21 protein-coding genes, 2 tRNA genes, 3 rRNA genes and 1 pseudogene are annotated in these 23,353 nt (G+C 47.5%); 13 read left to right on the top strand and 14 right to left on the bottom strand.

The genetic code is table 11. The features are described from left to right. Nucleotides 1-31: 31 nt before the first annotated feature. The 4 genes from speD to DQN52_RS09735 form a co-directional block, all read right to left on the bottom strand. Nucleotides 32-421 carry an adenosylmethionine decarboxylase gene (gene speD, locus DQN52_RS09750; protein ID WP_003787852.1) on the bottom strand — a complete coding sequence of 130 codons (390 nt, stop codon included), beginning with the start codon at nt 419-421 and terminating at the stop codon, nt 32-34. Beyond that, entirely contained in the window at nt 418-2,088 is a 1,671-nt protein-coding gene (locus tag DQN52_RS09745; RefSeq protein ID WP_003787854.1) for a DUF4178 domain-containing protein, read from the bottom strand. Before DQN52_RS09745 ends, speD begins: the two co-directional genes overlap by 4 nt. Nucleotides 2,089-2,103: 15 nt before the next feature. After that, on the bottom strand, nt 2,104-2,343 hold the full coding sequence (locus DQN52_RS09740; protein WP_003787856.1) for an NGO_0222 family membrane protein: 240 nt from the start codon (nt 2,341-2,343) through the stop codon (nt 2,104-2,106). A 65-nt stretch (nt 2,344-2,408) separates the two neighbouring features. Next, a complete protein-coding gene (locus DQN52_RS09735) occupies nt 2,409-2,777 on the bottom strand; it encodes a hemerythrin domain-containing protein (protein ID WP_026036294.1) in 369 nt (122 codons plus the stop codon). Nucleotides 2,778-2,895: 118 nt separating this feature from the next. Here DQN52_RS09735 and DQN52_RS09730 point away from each other — a divergent pair, with 118 nt between their 5' ends. The 8 genes from DQN52_RS09730 (at nt 2,896) to rrf (ending at nt 11,860) form a co-directional block, all read left to right on the top strand. Next, the gene (locus DQN52_RS09730) at nt 2,896-3,339 is read left to right on the top strand and encodes an Rrf2 family transcriptional regulator (protein WP_003787860.1); all 444 of its coding nucleotides are present in this window, start codon (nt 2,896-2,898) and stop codon (nt 3,337-3,339) included. A 74-nt stretch (nt 3,340-3,413) separates the two neighbouring features. Then, nucleotides 3,414-4,352 carry a hydroxymethylbilane synthase gene (gene hemC, locus DQN52_RS09725; protein WP_003787862.1) on the top strand — a complete coding sequence of 313 codons (939 nt, stop codon included), beginning with the start codon at nt 3,414-3,416 and terminating at the stop codon, nt 4,350-4,352. A gap of 202 nt (nt 4,353-4,554) precedes the next feature. Further along, entirely contained in the window at nt 4,555-5,958 is a 1,404-nt protein-coding gene (locus DQN52_RS09720) for a PepSY-associated TM helix domain-containing protein (protein WP_003787863.1), read from the top strand. Between the two features lie 515 nt (nt 5,959-6,473). Then, nucleotides 6,474-8,010: ribosomal RNA gene (locus DQN52_RS09715) — 16S ribosomal RNA — on the top strand. Nucleotides 8,011-8,092: 82 nt separating this feature from the next. Beyond that, nucleotides 8,093-8,169, top strand: a tRNA-Ile gene (locus DQN52_RS09710). Between the two features lie 52 nt (nt 8,170-8,221). Further along, nucleotides 8,222-8,297, top strand: a tRNA-Ala gene (locus DQN52_RS09705). Nucleotides 8,298-8,690: 393 nt separating this feature from the next. Further along, nucleotides 8,691-11,579, top strand: a 23S ribosomal RNA gene (locus tag DQN52_RS09700). A gap of 169 nt (nt 11,580-11,748) precedes the next feature. Then, a 5S ribosomal RNA gene (gene rrf, locus DQN52_RS09695) occupies nt 11,749-11,860 on the top strand. The 16S, 23S and 5S rRNA genes sit together here with 2 tRNA genes alongside, the layout of an rRNA operon. 235 nt (nt 11,861-12,095) lie before the next feature. Here the strand turns inward: rrf and DQN52_RS09690 are convergent. From DQN52_RS09690 to DQN52_RS09650, 9 genes and pseudogenes are all read right to left on the bottom strand, one after another. Beyond that, the gene (locus DQN52_RS09690; protein ID WP_266105388.1) at nt 12,096-12,377 is read right to left on the bottom strand and encodes a transposase; all 282 of its coding nucleotides are present in this window, start codon (nt 12,375-12,377) and stop codon (nt 12,096-12,098) included. Nucleotides 12,378-12,392: 15 nt separating this feature from the next. Further along, nucleotides 12,393-12,722, bottom strand: a complete 330-nt coding sequence (locus tag DQN52_RS11625; protein ID WP_003784983.1) for a UbiA prenyltransferase family protein — start codon at nt 12,720-12,722, stop codon at nt 12,393-12,395. An 82-nt stretch (nt 12,723-12,804) separates the two neighbouring features. Continuing rightward, on the bottom strand, nt 12,805-13,560 hold the full coding sequence (locus DQN52_RS09680; RefSeq protein ID WP_003784984.1) for a hypothetical protein: 756 nt from the start codon (nt 13,558-13,560) through the stop codon (nt 12,805-12,807). A gap of 36 nt (nt 13,561-13,596) precedes the next feature. Further along, nucleotides 13,597-14,255: pseudogene (gene hisG / locus DQN52_RS09675) on the bottom strand (ATP phosphoribosyltransferase). Between the two features lie 69 nt (nt 14,256-14,324). Further along, nucleotides 14,325-15,035: an SCO family protein gene (locus tag DQN52_RS09670; protein WP_003784988.1), complete on the bottom strand. Its 711-nt coding sequence runs from the start codon at nt 15,033-15,035 to the stop codon at nt 14,325-14,327. Between the two features lie 13 nt (nt 15,036-15,048). Further along, entirely contained in the window at nt 15,049-16,674 is a 1,626-nt protein-coding gene (gene ushA / locus DQN52_RS09665; protein WP_032827648.1) for a bifunctional UDP-sugar hydrolase/5'-nucleotidase UshA, read from the bottom strand. Nucleotides 16,675-16,739: 65 nt separating this feature from the next. Continuing rightward, entirely contained in the window at nt 16,740-17,429 is a 690-nt protein-coding gene (gene mtgA / locus DQN52_RS09660) for a monofunctional biosynthetic peptidoglycan transglycosylase (protein ID WP_003784990.1), read from the bottom strand. Continuing rightward, nucleotides 17,426-18,244 (bottom strand): shikimate dehydrogenase, encoded by an 819-nt coding sequence (gene aroE, locus DQN52_RS09655; RefSeq protein ID WP_003784991.1) that lies wholly within the window; start codon nt 18,242-18,244, stop codon nt 17,426-17,428. Before aroE ends, mtgA begins: the two co-directional genes overlap by 4 nt. A 141-nt stretch (nt 18,245-18,385) precedes the next feature. After that, on the bottom strand, nt 18,386-18,946 hold the full coding sequence (locus DQN52_RS09650; protein ID WP_003784993.1) for an adenine phosphoribosyltransferase: 561 nt from the start codon (nt 18,944-18,946) through the stop codon (nt 18,386-18,388). 217 nt (nt 18,947-19,163) lie between these two features. Between DQN52_RS09650 and DQN52_RS09645 the strand changes: the two genes are divergently transcribed. The 5 genes from DQN52_RS09645 (at nt 19,164) to DQN52_RS09625 (ending at nt 22,264) form a co-directional block, all read left to right on the top strand. Continuing rightward, the gene (locus DQN52_RS09645; RefSeq protein WP_003784995.1) at nt 19,164-20,009 is read left to right on the top strand and encodes a class II glutamine amidotransferase; all 846 of its coding nucleotides are present in this window, start codon (nt 19,164-19,166) and stop codon (nt 20,007-20,009) included. A gap of 43 nt (nt 20,010-20,052) precedes the next feature. After that, complete coding sequence (trmB, locus tag DQN52_RS09640) at nt 20,053-20,769, top strand: tRNA (guanosine(46)-N7)-methyltransferase TrmB (protein ID WP_003784996.1); 717 nt, start codon at nt 20,053-20,055, stop codon at nt 20,767-20,769. 64 nt (nt 20,770-20,833) lie between these two features. Next, on the top strand, nt 20,834-21,397 hold the full coding sequence (locus DQN52_RS09635; protein WP_003784998.1) for a peptidylprolyl isomerase: 564 nt from the start codon (nt 20,834-20,836) through the stop codon (nt 21,395-21,397). Between the two features lie 25 nt (nt 21,398-21,422). Continuing rightward, nucleotides 21,423-21,935: a peptidylprolyl isomerase gene (locus tag DQN52_RS09630; RefSeq protein ID WP_003784999.1), complete on the top strand. Its 513-nt coding sequence runs from the start codon at nt 21,423-21,425 to the stop codon at nt 21,933-21,935. An 80-nt stretch (nt 21,936-22,015) separates the two neighbouring features. Beyond that, nucleotides 22,016-22,264 carry a glutaredoxin family protein gene (locus tag DQN52_RS09625; RefSeq protein ID WP_003785000.1) on the top strand — a complete coding sequence of 83 codons (249 nt, stop codon included), beginning with the start codon at nt 22,016-22,018 and terminating at the stop codon, nt 22,262-22,264. Nucleotides 22,265-22,317: 53 nt separating this feature from the next. On the opposite strand, the gene lepB is transcribed toward DQN52_RS09625, so the two are convergent. Beyond that, nucleotides 22,318-23,340 carry a signal peptidase I gene (gene lepB / locus DQN52_RS09620; protein ID WP_003785002.1) on the bottom strand — a complete coding sequence of 341 codons (1,023 nt, stop codon included), beginning with the start codon at nt 23,338-23,340 and terminating at the stop codon, nt 22,318-22,320. Nucleotides 23,341-23,353 lie beyond the last annotated feature (13 nt).

The raw sequence follows: 23,353 nt of genomic DNA, 5'->3' as shown, positions 1-23,353 counted from the left end.
CAAGCTAATAAATTTGTGTAGATACCTATGGTTACAATTCAACCAAAGCAGCCTGCACTTTTTGCACGATTTGTTCGCCACGCGCATATTGCGTCCACACAACCCGTTCTGCCGCCAAAGCAGCCTGCAATACGGCAATGGCTGGCTGTGGATTGAGTTCGCCACACACAAAAATATCTGCCGCTGCAAAACGGTGTTCTGCCCAAGTGTGAATGCTGATGTGCGATTCCGCCAGCAACAACACGCCTGTTACGCCGCCACCTGCGCCAAAATGATGAAAATGGTCAAACAAAATGGTTGCGCCCACGCTTTGTGCGGCTTGATGTAAAGCGCGTTGCAGGCTGCTTGGTTGGCACAAAATTGCGGCATCGCAATCATACAAATCCAGCAAACCGTGTTGTCCGGGGAAATATGCTGTCATTTGTGTCCGCCCGAAAAACCACCGCCACTTGTGCCTGTGCCGATGTAGCTGCGTGAACCGTTGCCATTGTCGTTGCTGGTGGAATAATTCATAAAAGTTGCGCCTAAAATCACAATGGTAGCAAAAATCAAATACATCGGTTTGGACATGGTTTGATCCTCATTTAATCCAGCCATAGAGTACAAAATCCAAATCGCAATGCTCGATATGAACAACACGCTAAACACATCATCGGTTGTCCACAAGGCTGGCAAATTGATGAGTACAAACACGGCAATCGTGTACCACACCGTGCTGGGTTCTACTTTGTCCGCTTCCATTTTGGCGGTGTATTGCGTGGTTTGTACTTTTAATCCAAAGGCTTGGGCAATGGTGCGATAAGTCATCGGTGTACTTTTGCTCCATGCCAATTCGCTGTTGGAAATTTCGGCGGAGAGTTTGCCGTTGCCCACGCGGTAGTCGCGGTATAGCTGTACATCGCCTTTGCGGATATGCCAGTAAAACGCGCCTGCTGCAAAGGCAACTTGTCCGCCATAATCGTATAAAAATGCTGCACCTTGTGGTTCGCCGTGTGCGTTTAGGCGCGGAAAAGCAGCCTGCGTTTGCGATAAGCTCCATTCGCCGTCCGATGTTTCTACCAGCCATGCAAAGCCGTGTTGCATGGAATACAACAAATATTCGCGCCACCAACCTTGTGGCACTACGCCTAATTGGGGCGTGTTTTCCAATGCCAAGCGGGCATCAACCGCGTTGATTTCTACGCGATACACCGCGCCAATCACGGTATAGCGAATGCCGTTTAACGTGCCTTGTTGCCCCAATGGCAAAGGCAGCGCGTCTTCTTGGGCAAGGCGCATGGAGTTTGCCGAATGCAGTTCTGCTTTGCCACTACTCAAATCCCAATCGCTGCCACAGCTGGCGCAAATAACGGTGTGGGTTATACCGCGTACCCAGTGCATCGGCGCACCGCAGTTACCGCATTGTTCTGCGGCTCGTGTGCCGCGCAGGCTGCCTGCACTTTGGCGGATTTGTTCATCGGTGCGCGTGTTGGCAAGCGATAAATCGGCAAGCGCAACGGTGCGTCCAACAAAGCATTGTGGCGGTTCGCTGCCGTAGTCCAAAGTCATAAATTGCTCTTCGCAACGGAAATCGGCAACTCGATTGTGCATTTTGTTTGGCACGACAAACGGCAATTCGCCTTGCACCGCTGCTTGGTCTAGCACGATTTGGCGGACATCGCTGGCAATGAAGCGTTTGCTGTGGCTAATTGTGGTTTCGGCAGCGCGAATACTGGCAAATTCGGGAATGGAATTGGGCGGCAACACGGCAAACAGCAACACATACAAATCGCCTGCTTCCGACAACCAACCGTGCGAACCGTCATCAAACAAGGCATACCATTCGTTCCACACGCCTGCATCGTATTGCGCTTGCAAACGCCCAATCAGCGTGAAGCCGCGATTGGCGTATTTGCCTGTTGTGCCAATTTGCAGTGGCGAAAAGTCTTGCAACAAAGTACTGTCGCGCCCTGTGTCGTGCAGGCTGCTGTCTTGGCGCACGAGCATACTGTTGCAATAGCTGCACACCACCGTAACGGCAGTAGCAGAATGCGTGTGTATGGGTGCGCCACAACTAGGGCAGCTGGTGTGGAATAGGGCTTCAGACATGGCGAGCTTTCAAATTTATTTAGACGGCTGTTGCTGATTTTGGGCGATTTGAGCGGCTTTGTCTCGTGCCATTTGTCGTACATACAACGCCAAGCAAGCGATTTGCCCAAACGCTGCACCAAAGGCAAACAAAAACGCCGCAATACCATATTGCTTGCTTTGGATAGACAACAAATAGCTGCCTGCACCAATCAGCGCAATAAACAGTAGTGAAAATAAGACAGTTAAAATCAAAAAACTTTGACGGCGAGTCATGTTGGATTCTTTCAAAAAAGTGCAGGCTGCTTTGTCGGGTTGGAGACACCGACCTACGTTGCGCGTTATTCTGCTGGCAACACCGTATCTTGTATCACATTAAACAATTCGCGTTCTTCAAAACGTGCATGGTCGCGCAACAATGTCGCAAATTCGGTATTCCAATCGGCATGATTAAATTGCGCGGTGGCATACAAATGGCGCAGTTGAGCGTGTTCCTGCTCAAAGCGTTGGCGCAAATCGGGGCGATTTAATTTGTCCCACAACGGCGCAAACAGCGTTTCTTCTTCGGCAAAATGTGCTTCCAAGTCCACAAAATGCGCGGTAATGTCTTGCTGATGATTGGCAGCAGGGTCGCGCAAAATGCGTACGCACAACGCCAAAGTGTGATGATGTTCCTGCGAAAGTTTGATTAAAAGCGAATGTCGTTTCATTTTTTGCTCATCTTTCTTGTTGTTTGTTTTAATTGGGTATATAGTGCCAGCGTAATAAAACTCCATTGCAGGCTGCTTTTTTAGCACTAGCCTTATTTTAACCTACAAGACCACTATCATGCACCTAACTCAACAAACCGACTACGCCTTGCGCGTTTTGATTTACGCTGCCATCAACGATGACGGCTTGGTTAATATCGCCGAAATCGCCAAAGTGTATAACATTTCCAAAAGCCATTTAATGAAAGTTGTAACCGCGCTGGTTAAAGGCGGTTTTTTGTATAGTATTCGCGGCAAAGGCGGCGGCTTGCGCTTGGGTAAACCTACTGCCGAAATCAATGTGGGCGAAGTGGTGCGCTTAATGGAGCCGCTCACCATTGTCGAATGTTTTGGCGACCGCAACGAATGTCTTATTTCGCCACATTGTCGTTTGGCTGGTATTTTGAATTCGGGTTTAAAAGTCTTTTTGAGCCATTTGGATAAATATACGCTGGCAGATTTAATTAACAGTGATACGCAAAAAATGCTGTATCGCATCGAAATCGACAAAAACGCTAGTTGAGCCAACTACAAGCAGCCTGCACATCGTGATAAACTTGCAGGCTGCTTTTTTTGATTGATTTAGGAAAAAACATCATGACCGCACCGAAAAAACTCACTATTGCCAGCCGCGAAAGTGCGTTAGCCATGTGGCAGGCTCGCCATATTCAAGCGCAGTTGCAAGCGCTGTATCCCGATTGCCAAATTGACATTTTGGGCATGACCACGCAAGGCGACCAAATTTTAGACAAAACCCTGTCCAAAATTGGCGGCAAAGGTTTGTTTATCAAAGAACTGGAAACCGCATTACAAGAAAATCGCGCCGATTTAGCCGTGCACTCCATCAAAGATGTACCAATGGATTTGCCCGAAGGCTTTGCATTGGTGGCGATTGGCGAACGTGCCAACCCGTTTGACGCATTCGTGTCCAACCAATACGCGCGATTGGAAGACTTGCCACAAGGCGCAATCGTAGGGACATCTAGCCTGCGTCGAGAAGCGCAACTTCGCGCCCGTTTTCCGCATTTGAACATCAAGCCCTTGCGTGGCAATGTGCAAACGCGCTTGGCAAAATTGGACAACGGCGATTATGACGCGATTATCCTTGCCGCCGCAGGTTTGGAACGCTTGGAGCTGCACGAGCGCATTCGTAGCGTGTTGTCGCCAGCCGATAGTTTGCCAGCCGCGGGGCAGGGCGCGTTGGGAATTGAAATTGCCGCGCATCGTGCCGATTTAGTGCAAACACTGTTGCCACTCAATCACGCCAAAACCGCCGCTTGCGTTACCGCAGAACGGGCTTTGGCTCGTGCTTTGGGCGGTAGTTGTCAAGTGCCGTTGGCAGCGTATTGTACCGCAGACGACAACGGCGTTTTAACGCTGCACGGTTTGGTGGCGCACCCAGATGGTTCGGTTATGCTGACCGTGCAAGCACAAGCCCCAGCCGAATATGCCGATGCACTGGGTCGCGCCGTAGCCAAAAAATTGGCGGACGATGGCGCAAAAGATGTGATTGCCGATGTGTTGGCAAATGCGTAAATAAACAATATAAATTAAAGTGCAGGCTGCTTTTGAAATCCACAAATAGCAGCCTGCACTTTTTTCGTTTGATTTAAATTAAACGCCGTGCATTTAATCCACATAATTAAGCCTATCCATTTTGATAATATTTAACGCTTGTTGTTATAATGTTGCTTTTTGTTAAGATATAACTTAAACGATTATTTTAGGAACAATCGCTATGGCAGAATCGGCAAACACTTCAAGTAACAGCCAGCGTTATTTAACGCTATGGCGTTGGCATTTTTACACAGGCATTTTGATTGCGCCGTTTTTGATGTTGCTGGCGGCAACAGGCTTGGCAATGATTTTATTCGCCCACACAAGCGGCAGAGACGGCGAACGCATTACCGTCCCCGTGTTGCAAACAGTCAAACCGCTATCAGAACAAGCGCAAATGGCATTGGATACGGTGGACAAAGATTCTGGCATGGTGGTGCAATACATCGCGCCACGAGCGGCAGATATGGTGGCGGTGTTCCGCGTAAACAATGGCGAGGGCAAAGCAACCATGGTGGCGATTGACCCATACACCGCCCAAGTGGTCAAAACCTATCCGCGCAACCAAGATTGGTATCACTTGATGGACGAAATCCACGGCGATATTTTGTTGGGCAAAACAGGCGATTATTTGCTGGAAACAGCCGCTGCCTTAACCGTGCTGATGATTTTATCGGGCTGGTATTTATGGTGGTGTTCGCGCCAACGCAGCGTACCGAAAATGCTCGGCACAGGCAAATTGGGGCAGGGGCGTTCGGTTTGGCGCGGTTTGCATGGCGTGTTTGGTAGCTATATTTCGTTGATGTTATTGCTGTTTTGTTTGTCGGGCATGGCTTGGGCAGGCATTTGGGGCGGCAAAGTGGTGCAAGCGTGGTCGGCACAATTTCCTGCTGGCAAATGGGGCATTGAGCCAATCCCTAAATCCGCACCGTTGCACAGCGAATTGAACGATGGCAAAACCAAAGAAATCCCATGGGTGCTGGAATTAACGCCCATGCCTGTGTCTGGCACTACTTTGGGCAAAGACGGCATTGCGCCAGACGTGCCCATGACGCTGGAAACGGTGGACAGATTTGCGCGCGAAAGCGGTTTTGTGGGGCGTTATCAACTGTATTTCCCCAAAGGCGAAACAGGTGTATGGACGCTGAACCAAGATTCCATGAGCTATGACAGCCCCAGCCCAACCGCCGATCGCACCATGCACATAGACAAATACAGCGGCAAAGTGTTGGCAGACATCAAATTTGACGACTACCCTTGGTTTGGACAATTTATGGCAGCCAGCATTGCCTTTCACATGGGAACAATGGGCTGGTGGAGCGTAGCGTTGAATGTCGTATTCTGCTTGCTAGTCATTTTTATGTGTGTGAGCGGCTATATCATGTGGTGGAAACGCCGCCCAACTGGCGCAGCATTGTGTCCGCCAGCGCAAGGACACGATTTGCCAACATGGAAAACCGCAGCCATCGTTTTGCTGATTGTTGCCGCGATTTTCCCGACTGCTTTGGTGGCAATTGCAGTCATAGCTTTACTGGATTGGCTGTTGATTTCACGCGTGGGCGCGTTGAAGAAATGGTTTAAATAAGCGATAACAAAGTGCAGGCTGCTTTTTCACGGTTTGTTTGTGTAGAAAAGCAGCCTGCACATTGTTATTTTCATTTACATGATTAAGAGAGAGCATAGCGTTGAGTCGCTCTACCTGTGCTGTGTTGAGTTTACCGAATTCCAATTTCCAAGAAGTTGAAAAATAAAAGTTGTGGAAAAACAGAGAATTGCAAAAAAGTTGTAAAAAAGTGCTAGAAATTATTTGACGGTTTGTGGTGAGTAGCGTATAGTTCGGTTCTTCGCTGCTACGGCGGCGAAGAAAAGAGAATAGCTGACTGATTATACAGAAGTTGGTTAAGTTTTTCAAGGTTTAGAAGTAAGAAGTTCTTTAACAGATAGATTACCGATAAGTGTGAGTGCCTGATGGTCTCACACTGCTTAAAACAGACAAGATTGTTGTTTTAGTTTTTGGTTATACCTTATGGTTGCTAATAATTGAAATAATTCTCTGTCAGTTACTTTGAAGCAGACCAGAAGTTAAGTAAGTTAGAGATTGAACATAAGAGTTTGATCCTGGCTCAGATTGAACGCTGGCGGCATGCTTTACACATGCAAGTCGGACGGCAGCACGAGTACTTGTACTTGGTGGCGAGTGGCGAACGGGTGAGTAATATATTGGAACGTACCGAGTAATGGGGGATAACTATCCGAAAGGATAGCTAATACCGCATACGCTTTGAGAAGGAAAGCAGGGGATCTTCGGACCTTGCGTTATTCGAGCGGCCAATAACTGATTAGCTAGTTGGTGGGGTAAGGGCCCACCAAGGCGACGATCAGTAGTGGGTCTGAGAGGATGATCCGCCACACTGGGACTGAGACACGGCCCAGACTCCTACGGGAGGCAGCAGTGGGGAATTTTGGACAATGGGCGAAAGCCTGATCCAGCCATGCCGCGTGTCTGAAGAAGGCCTTCGGGTTGTAAAGGACTTTTGTTAGGGAAGAAAAGGTTGATGCTAATATCATTAACTGATGACGGTACCTAAAGAATAAGCACCGGCTAACTACGTGCCAGCAGCCGCGGTAATACGTAGGGTGCGAGCGTTAATCGGAATTACTGGGCGTAAAGCGAGCGCAGACGGTTAGTTAAGCAAGATGTGAAATCCCCGAGCTCAACTTGGGAACTGCGTTTTGAACTGGCTAGCTAGAGTGTGTCAGAGGGGGGTAGAATTCCACGTGTAGCAGTGAAATGCGTAGAGATGTGGAGGAATACCGATGGCGAAGGCAGCCCCCTGGGATAACACTGACGTTCATGCTCGAAAGCGTGGGTAGCAAACAGGATTAGATACCCTGGTAGTCCACGCCCTAAACGATGTCAATTAGCTGTTGGGCAACTTGATTGCTTAGTAGCGTAGCTAACGCGTGAAATTGACCGCCTGGGGAGTACGGTCGCAAGATTAAAACTCAAAGGAATTGACGGGGACCCGCACAAGCGGTGGATGATGTGGATTAATTCGATGCAACGCGAAGAACCTTACCTGGTCTTGACATGTACGGAAGAGAGTAGAGATACTCTTGTGCCTTCGGGAGCCGTAGCACAGGTGCTGCATGGCTGTCGTCAGCTCGTGTCGTGAGATGTTGGGTTAAGTCCCGCAACGAGCGCAACCCTTGTCATTAGTTGCCATCATTAAGTTGGGCACTCTAATGAGACTGCCGGTGACAAACCGGAGGAAGGTGGGGATGACGTCAAGTCCTCATGGCCCTTATGACCAGGGCTTCACACGTCATACAATGGTCGGTACAGAGGGTAGCCAAGCCGCGAGGTGGAGCCAATCCCAGAAAACCGATCGTAGTCCGGATTGCACTCTGCAACTCGAGTGCATGAAGTCGGAATCGCTAGTAATCGCAGGTCAGCATACTGCGGTGAATACGTTCCCGGGTCTTGTACACACCGCCCGTCACACCATGGGAGTGGGGGATACCAGAAGTAGATAGGGTAACCGCAAGGAGCCCGTTTACCACGGTATGTTTCATGACTGGGGTGAAGTCGTAACAAGGTAGCCGTAGGGGAACCTGCGGCTGGATCACCTCCTTTCTAGAGAAAAGAAGAGATTGTTAGGTACTCACACTTATCGGTAATTTAGATGAAGATGCGAAGAGCAAGAAGTACACAAAATGGGTTTGTAGCTCAGGTGGTTAGAGCACACGCTTGATAAGCGTGGGGTCGTAGGTTCAAGTCCTACCAGACCCACCAGGATTAGAGAAGCGAATTCAAGTTGTAAAGCTTACGAGAAGTAAGAAATACTGGGGGCATAGCTCAGTTGGTAGAGCACCTGCTTTGCAAGCAGGGGGTCATCGGTTCGATCCCGTTTGCCTCCACCAAGATTAAATAAAATGAAAAATTAGATTGCAAATTAAAGCAAGTTTAGATAAACTGGCGAGCTTACTTTAATTTGCGATATATTTTTTATAAGCGAAAGCTGAGAAGAAGTATAATTAAACGCATCGATCTTTAACAAATTGGAAAGCCGAAATCAACAAACAAAGACAATGTTGTCGATTTGGTTTGGGATGCTGATGCAACAGTATTTCAGGCAGCCTGCAAAGGCAACAAATCGAATAACAAAATTTGGGTGATGATTGTATCAACTAATCTTGAATTCAAAAGGCAAGGTTAGTACACAACAAGCAGTAAGCTTTATCAAAGTAGAGAATCTAAGTTATTTTAGTAGTCAACGCTAAAATAGCAAAGTCAGAAGGTTCTTCAAATGATAGAGTCAAGTGAATAAGTGCATCAGGTGGATGCCTTGGCGATGATAGGCGAAGAAGGACGTGTAAGCCTGCGAAAAGCACGGAGAAGCTGGCAAAAAAGCAATGATACCGTGATGTCCGAATGGGGAAACCCACTGCACTCGTGCAGTATCCTAGTCTGAATACATAGGGCTAGAGAAGCGAACCTGGAGAACTGAACCATCTAAGTACCCAGAGGAAAAGAAATCAACCGAGATTCCGCAAGTAGTGGCGAGCGAACGCGGAAAAGCCTGTATATGATAATGGTTAAGATAGAAGAAGGGATTGGAAACTTCCGCCATAGTGGGTGATAGCCCCGTATTTGAAATCTTAACCATGGTACTAAGTATACGAGAAGTAGGGCGGGACACGTGAAATCCTGTCTGAATATGGGGGGACCATCCTCCAAGGCTAAATACTCATCATCGACCGATAGTGAACCAGTACCGTGAGGGAAAGGCGAAAAGAACCCCGGAAGGGGAGTGAAATAGAACCTGAAACCTGATGCATACATACAGTGGGAGCATCTTTGTGGTGTGACTGCGTACCTTTTGTATAATGGGTCAACGACTTACATTCAGTAGCGAGCTTAACCGAGTAGGGGAGGCGTAGGGAAACCGAGTCTTAATAGGGCGACTAGTTGCTGGGTGTAGACCCGAAACCGAGTGATCTATCCATGGCCAGGATGAAGGTGCGGTAAAACGCATTGGAGGTCCGAACCCACGCATGTTGCAAAATGCGGGGATGAGCTGTGGATAGGGGTGAAAGGCTAAACAAACTCGGAGATAGCTGGTTCTCCCCGAAAACTATTTAGGTAGTGCCTCGAGTATGAGACTGATGGGGGTAAAGCACTGTTATGGCTAGGGGGTTATTGCAACTTACCAACCCATGGCAAACTAAGAATACCATCAAGTTGCTCCTCGGGAGACAGACATCGGGTGCTAACGTCCGGTGTCAAGAGGGAAACAACCCAGACCGCCAGCTAAGGTCCCAAATGATAGATTAAGTGGTAAACGAAGTGGGAAGGCACAGACAGCCAGGATGTTGGCTTAGAAGCAGCCATCATTTAAAGAAAGCGTAATAGCTCACTGGTCGAGTCTTCCTGCGCGGAAGATGTAACGGGGCTCAAATCTATAACCGAAGCTGCGGATATACTTTTGTATATGGTAGGGGAGCGTTCTGTAAGCCTGTGAAGGTGACTTGTAAAGGTTGCTGGAGGTATCAGAAGTGCGAATGTTGACATGAGTAGCGATAAAGTGGGTGAAAAGCCCGCTCGCCGAAAGCCCAAGGTTTCCTACGCAACGTTCATCGGCGTAGGGTGAGTCGGCCCCTAAGGCGAGGCAGAAATGCGTAGTCGATGGGAAACAGGTTAATATTCCTGTACTTTGATTCAATGCGATGTGGGGACGGAGAAGGTTAGGTTAGCAAACTGTTGGAATAGTTTGTTTAAGCCAGTAGGTGGAAAGAGTAGGCAAATCCGCTCTTTCTTAACACCGAGACGTGATGACGAGTGTCTACGGACATGAAGTGACCAATACCACGCTTCCAGGAAAAGCCACTAAGCTTCAGTTGAATCAGAACCGTACCGCAAACCGACACAGGTGGGCAGGATGAGAATTCTAAGGCGCTTGAGAGAACTCGGGAGAAGGAACTCGGCAAATTGATACCGTAACTTCGGGAGAAGGTATGCCCTCTAATGTTAAGGACTTGCTCCGTAAGCATCTGAGGGTCGCAGAGAATCGGTGGCTGCGACTGTTTATTAAAAACACAGCACTCTGCTAACACGAAAGTGGACGTATAGGGTGTGACGCCTGCCCGGTGCTGGAAGGTTAATTGAAGATGTGCAAGCATCGGATCGAAGCCCCAGTAAACGGCGGCCGTAACTATAACGGTCCTAAGGTAGCGAAATTCCTTGTCGGGTAAGTTCCGACCCGCACGAATGGCGTAACGATGGCCACACTGTCTCCTCCCGAGACTCAGCGAAGTTGAAATGGTTGTGAAGATGCAATCTCCCCGCTGCTAGACGGAAAGACCCCGTGAACCTTTACTGTAGCTTTGCATTGGACTTTGAAGTCACTTGTGTAGGATAGGTGGGAGGCTTTGAAGCAGAGACGCCAGTCTCTGTGGAGCCGTCCTTGAAATACCACCCTGGTGACTTTGAGGTTCTAACCCAGACCCGTTATCCGGGTCGGGGACCGTGCATGGTAGGCAGTTTGACTGGGGCGGTCTCCTCCCAAAGAGTAACGGAGGAGTTCGAAGGTTACCTAGGTCCGGTCGGAAATCGGACTGATAGTGCAATGGCAAAAGGTAGCTTAACTGCGAGACCGACAAGTCGAGCAGGTGCGAAAGCAGGACATAGTGATCCGGTGGTTCTGAATGGAAGGGCCATCGCTCAACGGATAAAAGGTACTCCGGGGATAACAGGCTGATTCCGCCCAAGAGTCCATATCGACGGCGGAGTTTGGCACCTCGATGTCGGCTCATCACATCCTGGGGCTGTAGTCGGTCCCAAGGGTATGGCTGTTCGCCATTTAAAGTGGTACGTGAGCTGGGTTTAAAACGTCGTGAGACAGTTTGGTCCCTATCTGCAGTGGGCGTTGGAAGTTTGAAGGGGGCTGCTCCTAGTACGAGAGGACCGGAGTGGACGAACCTCTGGTGTACCGGTTGTTTCGCCAGAAGCATAGCCGGGTAGCTAAGTTCGGAAGAGATAAGCGCTGAAAGCATCTAAGCGCGAAACTCGCCCAAAGATGAGACTTCCCTTGTGGTTTAACCATACTAAAGAGTCGTTCGAGACCAGGACGTTGATAGGTGGGGTGTGGAAGCGCGGTAACGCGTGAAGCTAACCCATACTAATTGCTCGTGAGGCTTGACTCTATCATTTGAAGGACTTTGAAAGTAAACACAAATAATGTAAATACAAAGCAAAGTAATCAAAAAGATAAAGCTTACTGATGAATACAGTTTATCACCGAAATACAGTTGATTAAATAATAAATAACGAAAGAAATTTTTTTCTAACGGCTTACCAATTTGACAGTTTACGTTTGGCGACCATAGCGGTTTGGTCCCACTCCTTCCCATCTCGAACAGGACAGTGAAACAAACCAGCGCCGATGATAGTATAGTCCCTATGCGAAAGTAGGTCATCGCCAAACTCTTTATTACAAACCTCCTGCTAATAATCTATATTCGCAGGAGGTTTTGCTTGCTATCTGCATATTTGTTGCGTAACAAGATAAAACGAAAAAAATTCAGGCTGAATGCTTTGCCCCTAAAAAACAAAAAATAGCTGAAATCCCATCACAGAATTTCAGCTATTTTTTTATTTTCTCATTTTCTTGCCTAAATTATGTCCAAATTAAGCCTTAATCCACCCATTTCAGGGCATTTCTACCCTTTTAAGGCAGCAATAGACGCGACAAGCCTTAACTTGTTTGCCGCTTTGAGCAAATTCAAACAAATTACTTTTAATTGCAACTGACCTTGCACCTTGGCTAAACCAAAATAACTCGCTCTCTTACGCTTGAATCTGTTATGCAGTATGGCAAAACTCTGTTCTACACGATAACGAATTTTGGCTAATCTCTTGTTGCGTTCAATGTCTTGCTGCGATAAGGGCGTATTCCTTTTCGCCTTACGCATAATGCCGTCTTTTAAAGCCCTCTCTTCCAGCCATACTCGATTGTCTTAGCTATCGTAACCTTTATCGGCATAAACGGTCGTATTGGTTTTAACCTTATTCAATACAGGTTTTAAATTATTGACATCACCCGTACTAACATCAGTAAACATGAATTTCTTCAATAAACCCTCTCCATCTGTGCCGCGAATGCCGTCGGCATAATCATTGGCGATATTAGACGTGATTTGCAGCAACAGCACCGTGAGCAACACCCACACCAGCACGGCAACACGTGCATCAGCATCATGCCACGCCAAAGAGTTTGCTGTGATAACTGTTGTTACTGCCAATGGCAAAGTCCGCAAACGCATCAATGAAATCAGATTTTTGAACATAGAAATATGTATGTTTGAAAGATAAATAAAAAGTGCAGGCTGCTTTTTTCAGCCAAAGCAGCCTGCACTTTTAAAAGGGTGGTTAAAATAAATAACGCACATTTTGCGCCGCATCAATTTGAATATGGTTTTGCTCTTGTAAACCTGCCAAGATTTGCTCGGCAAATTCTGCGTTGTGGCAGCGTTGAGTTAGCAGGCGCAATAAATCATTTTTCTTTTTGGGACGATTTTTTTTCAGCGCGACCAAAGTATCGGATACATCGTGGTTTGGCTGCACGAGTGTATCGCCCAATAATGTGAACACAGGATTGGGCGCGGTATAACGCTGTGCCATAGTTTGAATGGCTTGGGCAGTTTGTTGTAGTGATGCAGATTCTGTCGTGTTTGACATAGTGCAGGCTGCTTGTTCGGCATGCAGTTGCGCCAACAATTCTTGTTGGTTTGGCTGATGATGTTGGTCGGATTGCGAGTCAATCACCAATGGATTGGGCTGTTGATTCAAAAAACGGCGTGTTTTTTTACCCAATTTCTTTTGATGAAAAATCGTGGCTTGCGGATAAGTCTTTTGCAGTTTGGCAAGCAAATCGGTTAATTTTTTGCGTGGCGAAACAATGGCTAATCGTGCTTGTGGGTGATGCGATAAAATCTCAAAAGCAGCCTGCACAATGCTGTGCGCTGCATTTTTATCGGGCAAAACATAAATGCCGTGTGGTTCTTCTGGGCTGGTTAGGCGTTTGGCGGCTTTGGGTCGCACAAACAAAGCTAAACGCGCTTGTTTAAATGGGATATCGCGTGTTTTGGTTGGCACTTTGGCAAGGTCTAGCAATAAATAATTCATGATTTCGCTCCAAAAAAGGGACAAGCAGCCTGCATTTTAGTCGCTTGTTCGTGTGTCTGCAAAGGCTTGAATAATGTTTTGAATCAGCTCGTATTTGGTTTTGAGTGCAGCTTTGTTCACCACCAAACGGCTGGAAATGTCTAAAATATGCTCCACTGCTTGCAAATTGTCGGCTTTAAGCGTGCCGCCTGTGGAAACTAAATCCACAATCGCATCACTCAATCCCACCAATGGCGCAAGTTCCATTGAGCCATATAGTTTAATGATGTCCACATGAACGCCTTTTGCGGCAAAGTGTTCGGCGGCGATGCTGGGGTATTTGGTTGCGTTGCTACACGCAAGCGTTTGCCTGCTTTGGACGCGCTGGCGTAATCAAAACCATTTTGGACAGCAACCATCATGTGGCATTTGGCGATGTTCAAATCCAAGGGTTGATATAAGCCTTCGCCACCGTGTTAGATGAGTACGTCTTTGCCTGCAATGCCCAAATCGGCTGCGCCATATTGCACATAAGTTGGCACATCGCTGTCGCGTACAATAACCAGTTGAATATTATCGTGATTTGTACCGATGATGAGCTTGCGTGATGCTTCTGGATTTTCGTTTGGCACAATGCCTGCGGCTGCCAATAACGGCAAGGTTTCTTCAAAAATACGCCCTTTGGATAGGGCAATGGTTAGTGTGGAAGTCGTCATTTTTTATCTATTTCATAGGAACAGGCAGCCTGCACAACAAATCGTATTGTACAGGCTGCTTTTTTGGGATTACTCGGCTAACAATTTGCTCAAATCGGCAGCAATTTGTGGTGCATGTGCGCCAAATGGTTCAAAAATTGCCACTTCGCCGTTTTTATCAATCAGATACGCGCCAGACGAGTGGTCCACGTTGTACACGGTATCCGATTGAATTTCGGTTTTTGCCGATACGATGCGGTATTGCTGTTTGACCATGGCAATATCGCGACCGCCATTGCTGTCGGTTAAGCCAATAAAGTTAGGATTGAACTGTGCAACATATTTGCCAATCAATTCAGGTGTATCGCGTTCGTAGTCCACGCTCACAAATACGACTGCCACGTCTTTGGCTTTGTCGCCCAGTTGTTTGAGCGCATCGCTATATGTTAGCAATTCGGTTGGGCAAACATCGGGGCAGTTGGTAAAGCCAAACGACAAAATCACAGCTTTGCCTTTGAGGCTGCTCAACGCAAAAGGCTTACCGCTGCCATCGGTTAGCGTGAAATCGCCGCCAATATTGTCTTTGCGAACATCTACGCTGGGTATGCCTGCATCGACAGCCGAAGCCGTTGTTGCGCTATCAGATACGGTGTTATCAGAAGCCGCAATCGTTGTGCTAGCTGTTTCGGAAGCAGCCTGCACCGTGTTGGTTTGACTTGCCGTAGCAGGTGTTGCCGCAGATTTGGAATCGCAAGCCGCCAAAGCGGCCGCCATCAATAAAGGCAAATATTTTAGTTTCATTTCTATTCCTTAATTATTTGGTTGAACAGGTTTCGCTGTGCGTCCACACATCAGGCGTGTAGTCAGCAGGGTTCACTGGGCTGTGGCGCGTGATGTAGTCTTTCATGATTTCTGCATCAACAAAACCTGATTCGTTGTATTTAGGCAAACCACGCAACACGGGATAGCCATCGCCACCTACTGCTAAATATGAAGCCACCGACAAAGTGTAGGTTTGATTGTCGTCCAAAGGCTTGCCCTTAACCAAGATGCTGGTCAAAGTGTTGTTTGCACCACAAGTTTGCACTTTCATGCCAATTAATTGTGGATATGCACCTTCGCCTTTTTTCTTGTGGACGATGTTTTGCAGATAATCGCGCAATTTCGCACCCTTTAAAGGTACGCTGGCAACGGTGTTACCAAATGGCTGCACTTTCAAAATATGTTTATAAGTGATGTCGCCAGCAGGCAAGGTATCGCGCAAATTGCCTGAATTAATCACACCCACATCGGCTTGAACACGTTCCATTTGGGCGCGACCAATTAACTGACCCAATGGCATTTGCTGGCTACGTACCAATTCGCGCTTGCCGTTAAATTCTTCGGTTGCTGTGCCAACTTTTACGCCCAACAATTTATCGCCTTGGTCTTGATAGGTTTTCAGTTTTGCCAACAAAGCGGCATTGGGGACGTATTCCGCGCCAACGATACGGTATTCGGTTTTGCCATCTGCCGTGGTGTGTTTGGCTTTCAGGTTGATTGGAATCAACTGATACGATACCAAACGGCTTTGACCGTCTTTAAACTCAAAGTCGGCGCGACCAATGTATTTGCCCCATTCGCCAGCCTGCATAATTGCCATGCCATTTTGTTGATTTGGATGACACGCTTGGGTCGGTTCGTATTTGCTTACCAATTCACCTTTGTCATCAACGCAAGCAATCGTGTGGCTGTGTCCGCCAATAATCGCGTTAAAGCTGCCTGCTGGCAGGGCTTTTGCCAACGCCACATCGTGTTCGTAGCCCAAATGCGTCAAGGCAATGCGAACATCAACTTTTTGGCGATTCAGTTGTGCCAAACTGCGTTGTGCTGATTCGGCAACAGGTAAGAAACGCACGTTTTTGGTGTAATCTGGGTTACCCAAATACGATGTTTCTTCGGTGGTTAAGCCCACTACGCCAAATTTCAAACCACCGCGATTAATCACAACGTGCGGTTTAACAAAATGGCGACCTGTGCGTTTGTTGATAATGTTTGCCGACAAAAATGGGAATTTTGCCCAGCCTTCTTGTTTGGCAAGCAGTTGGTTAGGGAAATCAAATTCGTGGTTGCCGAGAGCCATCGCGTCATATTTGATGGCGTTCAAACCTTCAATATCAGGGCGTGCATTGAGCAAGTCTGATTCTGGTACACCTGTGTTGATGTCGCCTGCGTGCAAAACCAGCACCGTGCCACCTTGTGCTGCGACTTCTTGGCGAATGTGGTCAATCGTGGTTTTTTGAGCCGCAAAGCCGTATTCGCCTTTTTCGTTTGCCCAGAAGCGACCGTGCGTATCGTTGCTGTGAATGACCGTATAGCGATAGGTTTTGCCCGCTTCATACGCTTGTGCGCCACTAGCAAACAGCAAAGACGTTAATAAAACGATGGTTTTGGTTTTCATGATGATGTCTCCTGAACGTTCGTCAAAAAAATAAAACAACAACAAAAAGTGCAGGCTGCTTTTGCTTACTCTGGCAACGCTGCTGAACCCATACGGCGCAAAATCACATTGGTTTTGCGTTTAAGTGCGGCATCGCGTGGATTATCCGCATAATAGAGTGGACGTGGCACGCGAGCGGCTAACTGAGCAGCCTGCACTTTGGTTAAGCGATGTGCAGGCTGCTTATAAAAATACTGCGCGGCAGCTTCTGCGCCATACACGCCATAACCCCATTCAATCACGTTCAAATACAACGTGTAGATGCGGTCTTTATCGGTGGTGGCTTCAATCATTGCCGTGAGCGCGGCTTCTTCTGCTTTACGAAAATAGCTGCGGCTTTCGTTTAAAAACAAATTCTTGGCAAGCTGTTGGCTAATCGTTGAACCGCCTGCGCGAATTTTGCCGCTGCGTTCATTGCGCGCCAATGCGTGTTTGATGCCGTTCCAGTCAAAGCCATCGTGTTCAGCAAAATTTGCATCTTCCGAAGCGATTAAGGCTTTTTTTAGGTTGATAGAAATTTGCTCGTAATCCACCCAACGATAGTCCAACGCCACATTGGGCTTTTGTTCCGCCAGCTCTGCCATACGCATATTCATAAATGCGGTGCGATGCGGCGCAAGGGCGCGATAGGCAATAATGTTGCCATAGGCATATACGTTGAACAAAATTAACACCAACACAGGCAAAGCTAGCAGCCACGTCCAGTTGATTTTCACGCGGTCATCTCCGCACGAATTTGGGCGATAACAGGTGCGATTTCGGGCGTGAATTGTCGCCATTGCTGATACGATGCCGCCGCTTGCCCGACCAACATACCCAAGCCGTCAGATGTTTGCTGTGCGCCATGTTGCGCGGCAAATTGCATGAACGCGGTGGGCTGGTTCGCATAAAACATATCGTATGCCAACGAGCAGCCTGCAAAAATATCGGGCGATACATCTGGAATGCTATCGTCTATGCTACCCGATGTTGCGTTGATAATAATGTCATAAGATTGATTTAATTGATGAAAGGGCAGAGCGGCAATATCAAACAACTGAGCCAATTCAATGGCTTTATCGTGTGTGCGATTGGCAATGGTGATGCTGGCAGGATTGCAGGCTGCTAGCGGCAAAACCACGCCACGAGTCGCGCCACCTGCGCCCAAAAGCAAAATGTTTTTATTGTGTAGATTGAATTGCAAGTGCTGGCATAAGTCGCGCACCAAGCCTTCGCCGTCGGTGTTGTCGCCCAGCAAAGTGCCGTCTGCTTGCGGAATCAGCGTATTGACTGCGCCCGCTGCCCGAGCGCGTTCGGTGTGTGCCTGCACCAAATCGTAGGCAAAACCTTTAAACGGCAGGGTCACATTTGCTCCACGTCCATTTTGTGCAAAAAAAGCGCGAACGCCATCGCCAAAATCTTGTGCGGTGTTTTCGGCAAAGGTGCGCGTGTATTCAATTTGTACGCCTTCTTGTGCGGCAAAGCATTGATGAATTTGTGGGGATTTGCTGTGTGCAACAGGATTACCAAAAACGGTGTAACGTGGTGTCATATTCGCATTCCCTAATCATGTGTTAAGTAAAGTTAATGCAAATGACATTGTAGCCTTGTTTGGCGCAAAAACCAAATATTGTCGCAAAAAAGCAGCCTGCACTTTAAATCACACTAAAGTGCAGGCTGCTTTTTACTATGTTTACATACACCCTTCGTTTTGCAACAAAGTAAACAAAGGCACATTGCTATCGCGAATTTTTTGCGCGCCTTCCAAATCGGTAAACTCCAAAATCGCGCAGGCTTCCACCACCACGCCGCCCAGTTGGCGAATCAAATCCACGCTTGCCAGCATCGTGCCACCTGTTGCCACCAAATCGTCCACCAACAACACACGGCTGCCGGCGGTGAGCGCATCGGTATGGATTTCAATCGTTGCTTCGCCGTATTCCAGCGCGTAGCTGCGCGACACAGTGTTAAATGGCAACTTGCCTTTTTTGCGAATCGGCACAAACCCTACGTTTAATTGATACGCCAGCGCTGCGCCAATAATAAAGCCTCGCGCGTCCAAGCCAGCAACCACGTCAATTTTTTGACCCATGTAGCGATAAGTAAACAAATCCACCAACAAGCGGAAATATTCTGGGCTTTGCAACACAGGCGTGATGTCGTGGAACAAAATGCCGTCTTGTGGCCAGTTGGGAACTTTGCGGATTTTGTGAGCAAGGGCATCAACGCCCATCACATCGGGGTGAAATATCATAATGATTTCTCTCGTTTGTACACAAAAAAATAAAACGGCATTTTAGCCCTAATCGCATAAAAACGCTATAATTCAGCCTTTTCATCTATAAGAATATAGTGGATTAAATTTAGATTAGGACAAGGCGACAACGACCGCCGTGTACATCTAGTACATAAGGGAGTTGGCAACACTGTACTAATCTAAATTTAATTCACTATGAATCAGAGGAACACTCATGTGCCAGCTACTCGGCATGAACTGCCACCTACCCACCGATATATCGTTTTCGTTTTCAGGTTTTGCCAAACGTGGCGGACAAACCGACCACCACACAGACGGCTTTGGCATCGGTTTTTTTGAAGGACGCGGCTTGCGCTTATTTTTGGACGACCACCCGTGCGCCCAATCGCCTGTTGCCGAATTGGTACGCAATTACCACATCAAATCCAAAAACGTAATTTCGCACATTCGCAAAGCCACGCAAGGACGCACATCGCTGGAAAACACGCACCCATTTCAGCGCGAATTGTGGGGCGGTTATTGGCTGTTTGCCCACAACGGCAATTTAAAAAGCACTTTTCAGCCCAAAACGTATTACTATCAACCTGTTGGCAATACCGATTCGGAACGCGCTTTTTGTTATATTTTAGACCGATTGCGCGAGCAGTTTCCCAGTAAACCCAGCCATGTTGAGCTATTTCACGCGCTGCAACCTTTGTGTGTCGAAGTGCAACAATACGGTATGTTCAACATGATTTTGTCGGACGGCGAGGTGATGTATGCACACGCCAGCACGCTGCTGCATTACATTGTGCGCGAAGCTCCGTTTGGACACGCGCATTTGGTGGACACCGATATTGAAATTGACTTTTCCAAAGTCACCACGCCAGATGACCGTGTGGCAATTATTACCACCTTGCCTTTGACCGATAACGAAACGTGGCATCAATTTGCCTGCAACGAATTGGCAATGTTCCAAGACGGCAAAATTATTTTGCGCCACTTGCCCGATAATCCGACTTATCTGACGATTGAAGAAGGCTTGGAAATTGCGCGTAAAGCGGGCGTTTGTCGCGAATAAAGTGCAGGCTGCTTTTTTATTTAACCAAAACTAAATCAACAAAATGACCGAACAAAACACTAACAACCCAACCCCCGAAGTCCCCCAAGAACATCGCCGTAGCATTAAATCGTTTGTGTTGCGACAAGGACACATGACTGCCGCGCAACAAAAAGCGATTGATGACAACTGGGCAAGCGTGGGCGTAGATTTTCAAAATTACGCCATAGACCTAAATCAAACCTTTGGGCGCAATCAACCCAAAGTGTTGGAAATTGGCTTTGGCATGGGCGTGGCAACTGCCGAAATCGCCCAGCGTTTGCCCGATTGCGATTTTTTGGCGATTGACGTACACGGGCCTGGCGTGGGCAATTTGTGTAAATTGATTGCCGAGCAAAATATTTCCAACATTCGCGTGATGCGCCATGACGCGGTGGAAGTGGTAGAACAAATGTTGCCCGATGGCAGCCTGCACGGCATTCACATTTTTTTCCCCGACCCATGGCACAAAAAACGCCACAACAAACGCCGTTTGATTCAGCAGCCGTTTATTGAAAAACTGTTGCCCAAATTGGCGCAGGGCGGTTATATCCACTTGGCGACCGACTGGGAAGAATACGCGGTGCAAATGCTGGAAGTGCTGCAAAGTTTCCCCGATAAACTGCAAAACACCGCCACCGATTACGCGCCCACGCCCGATTATCGTCCCGAGACCAAGTTTGAAGCGCGTGGTAAGCGGTTGGGTCACGGTGTGTGGGATTTGGTCTTCATTAAAAAATAACCATTCGTGCAGGCTGCTTTTGCTACAATCGCGGGCTTGCATCAACCTAACCAAGGATATAGATATGAATATGAAACGCTATTTAGTCGCAGGCATATTAGCAGCCTGCACTTTAACCGCCTACGCCGAAACTCGTGCTGTGATTGAAACCAATCTGGGCAACATAGAATTGCAGTTGGACGAAAAACGCGCCCCAAAAACCGTTGCCAACTTTGTGCAATACGCGCAAAAAGGCTTTTATAGCGGCACGATTTTTCATCGCGTGATAGACGGTTTTATGATTCAAGGCGGCGGTATGACGGCGGATATGCTGGAAAAACCAGCCACCCAAACCGTTGCCAACGAAGCGGATAACGGCTTGAAAAACACAGTTGGCACAATCGCTATGGCGCGTACGGCTGCACCGCATTCGGCAAGTAGCCAATTTTTTATCAACGTCGCCGACAACGATTTTTTGAATCATCGCGATAAAACCGAGCAAGGCTATGGCTATGCCGTGTTTGGGCGCGTGAGCAAAGGCATGGACGTGGTGCAACGCATTGCCAAAACACGCACCACCACACGCATGATGCACCAAAATGTCCCAACCCAAGCGATTGTGATTAAAAGCATTCGCATCGTAAAATAAACTTTTTGTAACAAGGAAAATAACTATGGCAGTGAAATTACACACCAATTTTGGCACGATTACATTGGAATTGAATCACGAACAAGCTCCAATTACGGTAGCCAATTTTGAACAATACGTTAAAGACGGTTTTTATGATGGCGTGATTTTTCATCGCGTAATCAAAGGCTTTATGATTCAAGGCGGCGGCATGGACGCGGATATGCACGAAAAAGACACGCGCGACAGCATTCAAAATGAAGCGCATAACGGCTTGTCTAACGACAAATACACGATTGCTATGGCGCGTACTTCGCAGCCGCATTCTGCCAGCGCACAATTTTTTATCAACACCAACGACAACGTGTTTTTGAACTACCGCGCCAAAGAATTGCACGGCAAAACGGTGGTGCAAGAGTGGGGCTACGCGGTGTTCGGCAAAGTAACAGACGGCTTTGATGTGGTGGACGCGATTGAAGGCGTGAAAACCAAAAGCCACGGTTTCCACGATGATGTGCCTGTTGATGCGGTAGTGATTACCAAAGCGGAAATCGTGTAATATCAATTAAGTTGATAAACAAAAAAAATCGGGTGGCATTTGGGTTGCCCGATTTTTTTGTGTGATAAGGAATCTATCCGATGAAATTAACGCTGATGTTTCGCCCCTATTGCGGTTTGTGTCATCAAATGCACGATGCGTTGCAGCCGTATCAAGCCGAATTTGGCTTTGAATTGGAGATTGTGGAAATTGACGACTTCCCCGATTTGGAACAGAAATACAATGAGTTAGTCCCTGTTTTGTTGCACAATGACCACGAAATTTGTCATTGGCATTTGGACGAAGTGGCTTTGCGCGAATATTTGGAAAAAGTGCAGGCTGCTTTGTAATCATGAAAAGCAGCCTGCACTTTGAATCAACCAAAAAGTGCAGGCTGCTTTGTTTAATCAATCATATGCCCAATGCGGCTCAAATCAGTTGGATTTAGCCAAATCAAAAAGGCTTTGCCCACCATCAATTTATCATCAACAAAACCCCAATAACGGCTATCGGCACTCGCATCGCGGTTGTCGCCCATGGCAAAATATTTGCCTTCTGGCACGGTGCATTTAAAGCCGCTGCCATCGGCTTCGTAAGTGCAATGTTGCTCCAAACCGCTGGCAAAGTTTTGTTTGTGCATCAAATCTTGATAATTATTCCACGTTCCTGCGTCCACAGATGGCATATTGTTTTCCTGCAAAATTGCAAATTCGCGTCCAAAAAATTGGGTGTTGAACTGGCTGGCCTCGCGCTGAATCATTGGTTCGCGGTCATCTGGATAAACATAATTGGACGCAGATGCTGGAATGGTGGTTTGTACTTCGCCATTAACCGTCAAAACTTTGTCTTTGTATTCAATCACATCGCCAGCCACGCCGACAATGCGTTTGATGTAGTTTAATTTGGTGTCCACAGGATAGGTAAACACGGCAACATCGCCACGCTGCACTTGCCCTGTCGGAATCAACACGCTATTGATGACGGGAATGCGAATGCCGTAAGCAAATTTGTTCACCAAAATAAAATCGCCTTTGACCAAACCTGGACGCATAGAGCTGGACGGAATTTGAAACGGCTCGGCGACAAAGGTTCGCAACACAAACACAATGGCGATAATCGGGAAAAAGCCTGCCATGTAATCGCGAAAATGGTTGTTGTCGGGAATGTCTTTGTTTTTATGCGAGATTTTTTTCCACAGCCATGTCGCGCCTGTGATGAGTGTGAACAGCAGCAAAACGGCGGTAAAACTCCACGCCAGCGAAAACGATAGCAAGCCAAAAATGCCCATCATCATGAGCAAATAGCCCCATTGCAAGGTGTTGCTCCACTCGTTTTCGGCGGTGCGCTGCTTGCTGCTGCTAAACAACATAATCGCGCCAACGCAAATAATGCCAATGGCGGCGTATGAGATTTGATTGAATTCCACGGTTAATCCTGTA

Origin of the sequence: Kingella kingae, assembly GCF_900475905.1 — a bacterium.
Taxonomy (GTDB): Bacteria; Pseudomonadota; Gammaproteobacteria; order Burkholderiales; family Neisseriaceae; genus Kingella; species Kingella kingae.
This window is presented reverse-complemented; position numbering and strand designations above follow the sequence as displayed.

What these genes read in the sequence shown, in the direction of transcription:
- hemC (WP_003787862.1), top strand. Translation starts at nt 3,414, where the DNA reads ATGACCGCACCGAAAAAACTCACTATTGCCAGCCGCGAAAGTGCGTTA.
- DQN52_RS09645 (WP_003784995.1), top strand. Translation starts at nt 19,164, where the DNA reads ATGTGCCAGCTACTCGGCATGAACTGCCACCTACCCACCGATATATCG.
- DQN52_RS09745 (WP_003787854.1), bottom strand. Translation starts at nt 2,088, where the DNA reads ATGTCTGAAGCCCTATTCCACACCAGCTGCCCTAGTTGTGGCGCACCC.
- DQN52_RS09730 (WP_003787860.1), top strand. Translation starts at nt 2,896, where the DNA reads ATGCACCTAACTCAACAAACCGACTACGCCTTGCGCGTTTTGATTTAC.
- DQN52_RS09680 (WP_003784984.1), bottom strand. Translation starts at nt 13,560, where the DNA reads ATGAATTATTTATTGCTAGACCTTGCCAAAGTGCCAACCAAAACACGC.
- aroE (WP_003784991.1), bottom strand. Translation starts at nt 18,244, where the DNA reads ATGACACCACGTTACACCGTTTTTGGTAATCCTGTTGCACACAGCAAA.
- DQN52_RS09670 (WP_003784988.1), bottom strand. Translation starts at nt 15,035, where the DNA reads ATGAAACTAAAATATTTGCCTTTATTGATGGCGGCCGCTTTGGCGGCT.
- DQN52_RS09625 (WP_003785000.1), top strand. Translation starts at nt 22,016, where the DNA reads ATGAAATTAACGCTGATGTTTCGCCCCTATTGCGGTTTGTGTCATCAA.
- DQN52_RS09650 (WP_003784993.1), bottom strand. Translation starts at nt 18,946, where the DNA reads ATGATATTTCACCCCGATGTGATGGGCGTTGATGCCCTTGCTCACAAA.
- speD (WP_003787852.1), bottom strand. Translation starts at nt 421, where the DNA reads ATGACAGCATATTTCCCCGGACAACACGGTTTGCTGGATTTGTATGAT.
- DQN52_RS09720 (WP_003787863.1), top strand. Translation starts at nt 4,555, where the DNA reads ATGGCAGAATCGGCAAACACTTCAAGTAACAGCCAGCGTTATTTAACG.
- DQN52_RS09740 (WP_003787856.1), bottom strand. Translation starts at nt 2,343, where the DNA reads ATGACTCGCCGTCAAAGTTTTTTGATTTTAACTGTCTTATTTTCACTA.
- DQN52_RS09630 (WP_003784999.1), top strand. Translation starts at nt 21,423, where the DNA reads ATGGCAGTGAAATTACACACCAATTTTGGCACGATTACATTGGAATTG.
- DQN52_RS09635 (WP_003784998.1), top strand. Translation starts at nt 20,834, where the DNA reads ATGAATATGAAACGCTATTTAGTCGCAGGCATATTAGCAGCCTGCACT.
- trmB (WP_003784996.1), top strand. Translation starts at nt 20,053, where the DNA reads ATGACCGAACAAAACACTAACAACCCAACCCCCGAAGTCCCCCAAGAA.
- DQN52_RS11625 (WP_003784983.1), bottom strand. Translation starts at nt 12,722, where the DNA reads ATGTTCAAAAATCTGATTTCATTGATGCGTTTGCGGACTTTGCCATTG.
- DQN52_RS09735 (WP_026036294.1), bottom strand. Translation starts at nt 2,777, where the DNA reads ATGAAACGACATTCGCTTTTAATCAAACTTTCGCAGGAACATCATCAC.
- ushA (WP_032827648.1), bottom strand. Translation starts at nt 16,674, where the DNA reads ATGAAAACCAAAACCATCGTTTTATTAACGTCTTTGCTGTTTGCTAGT.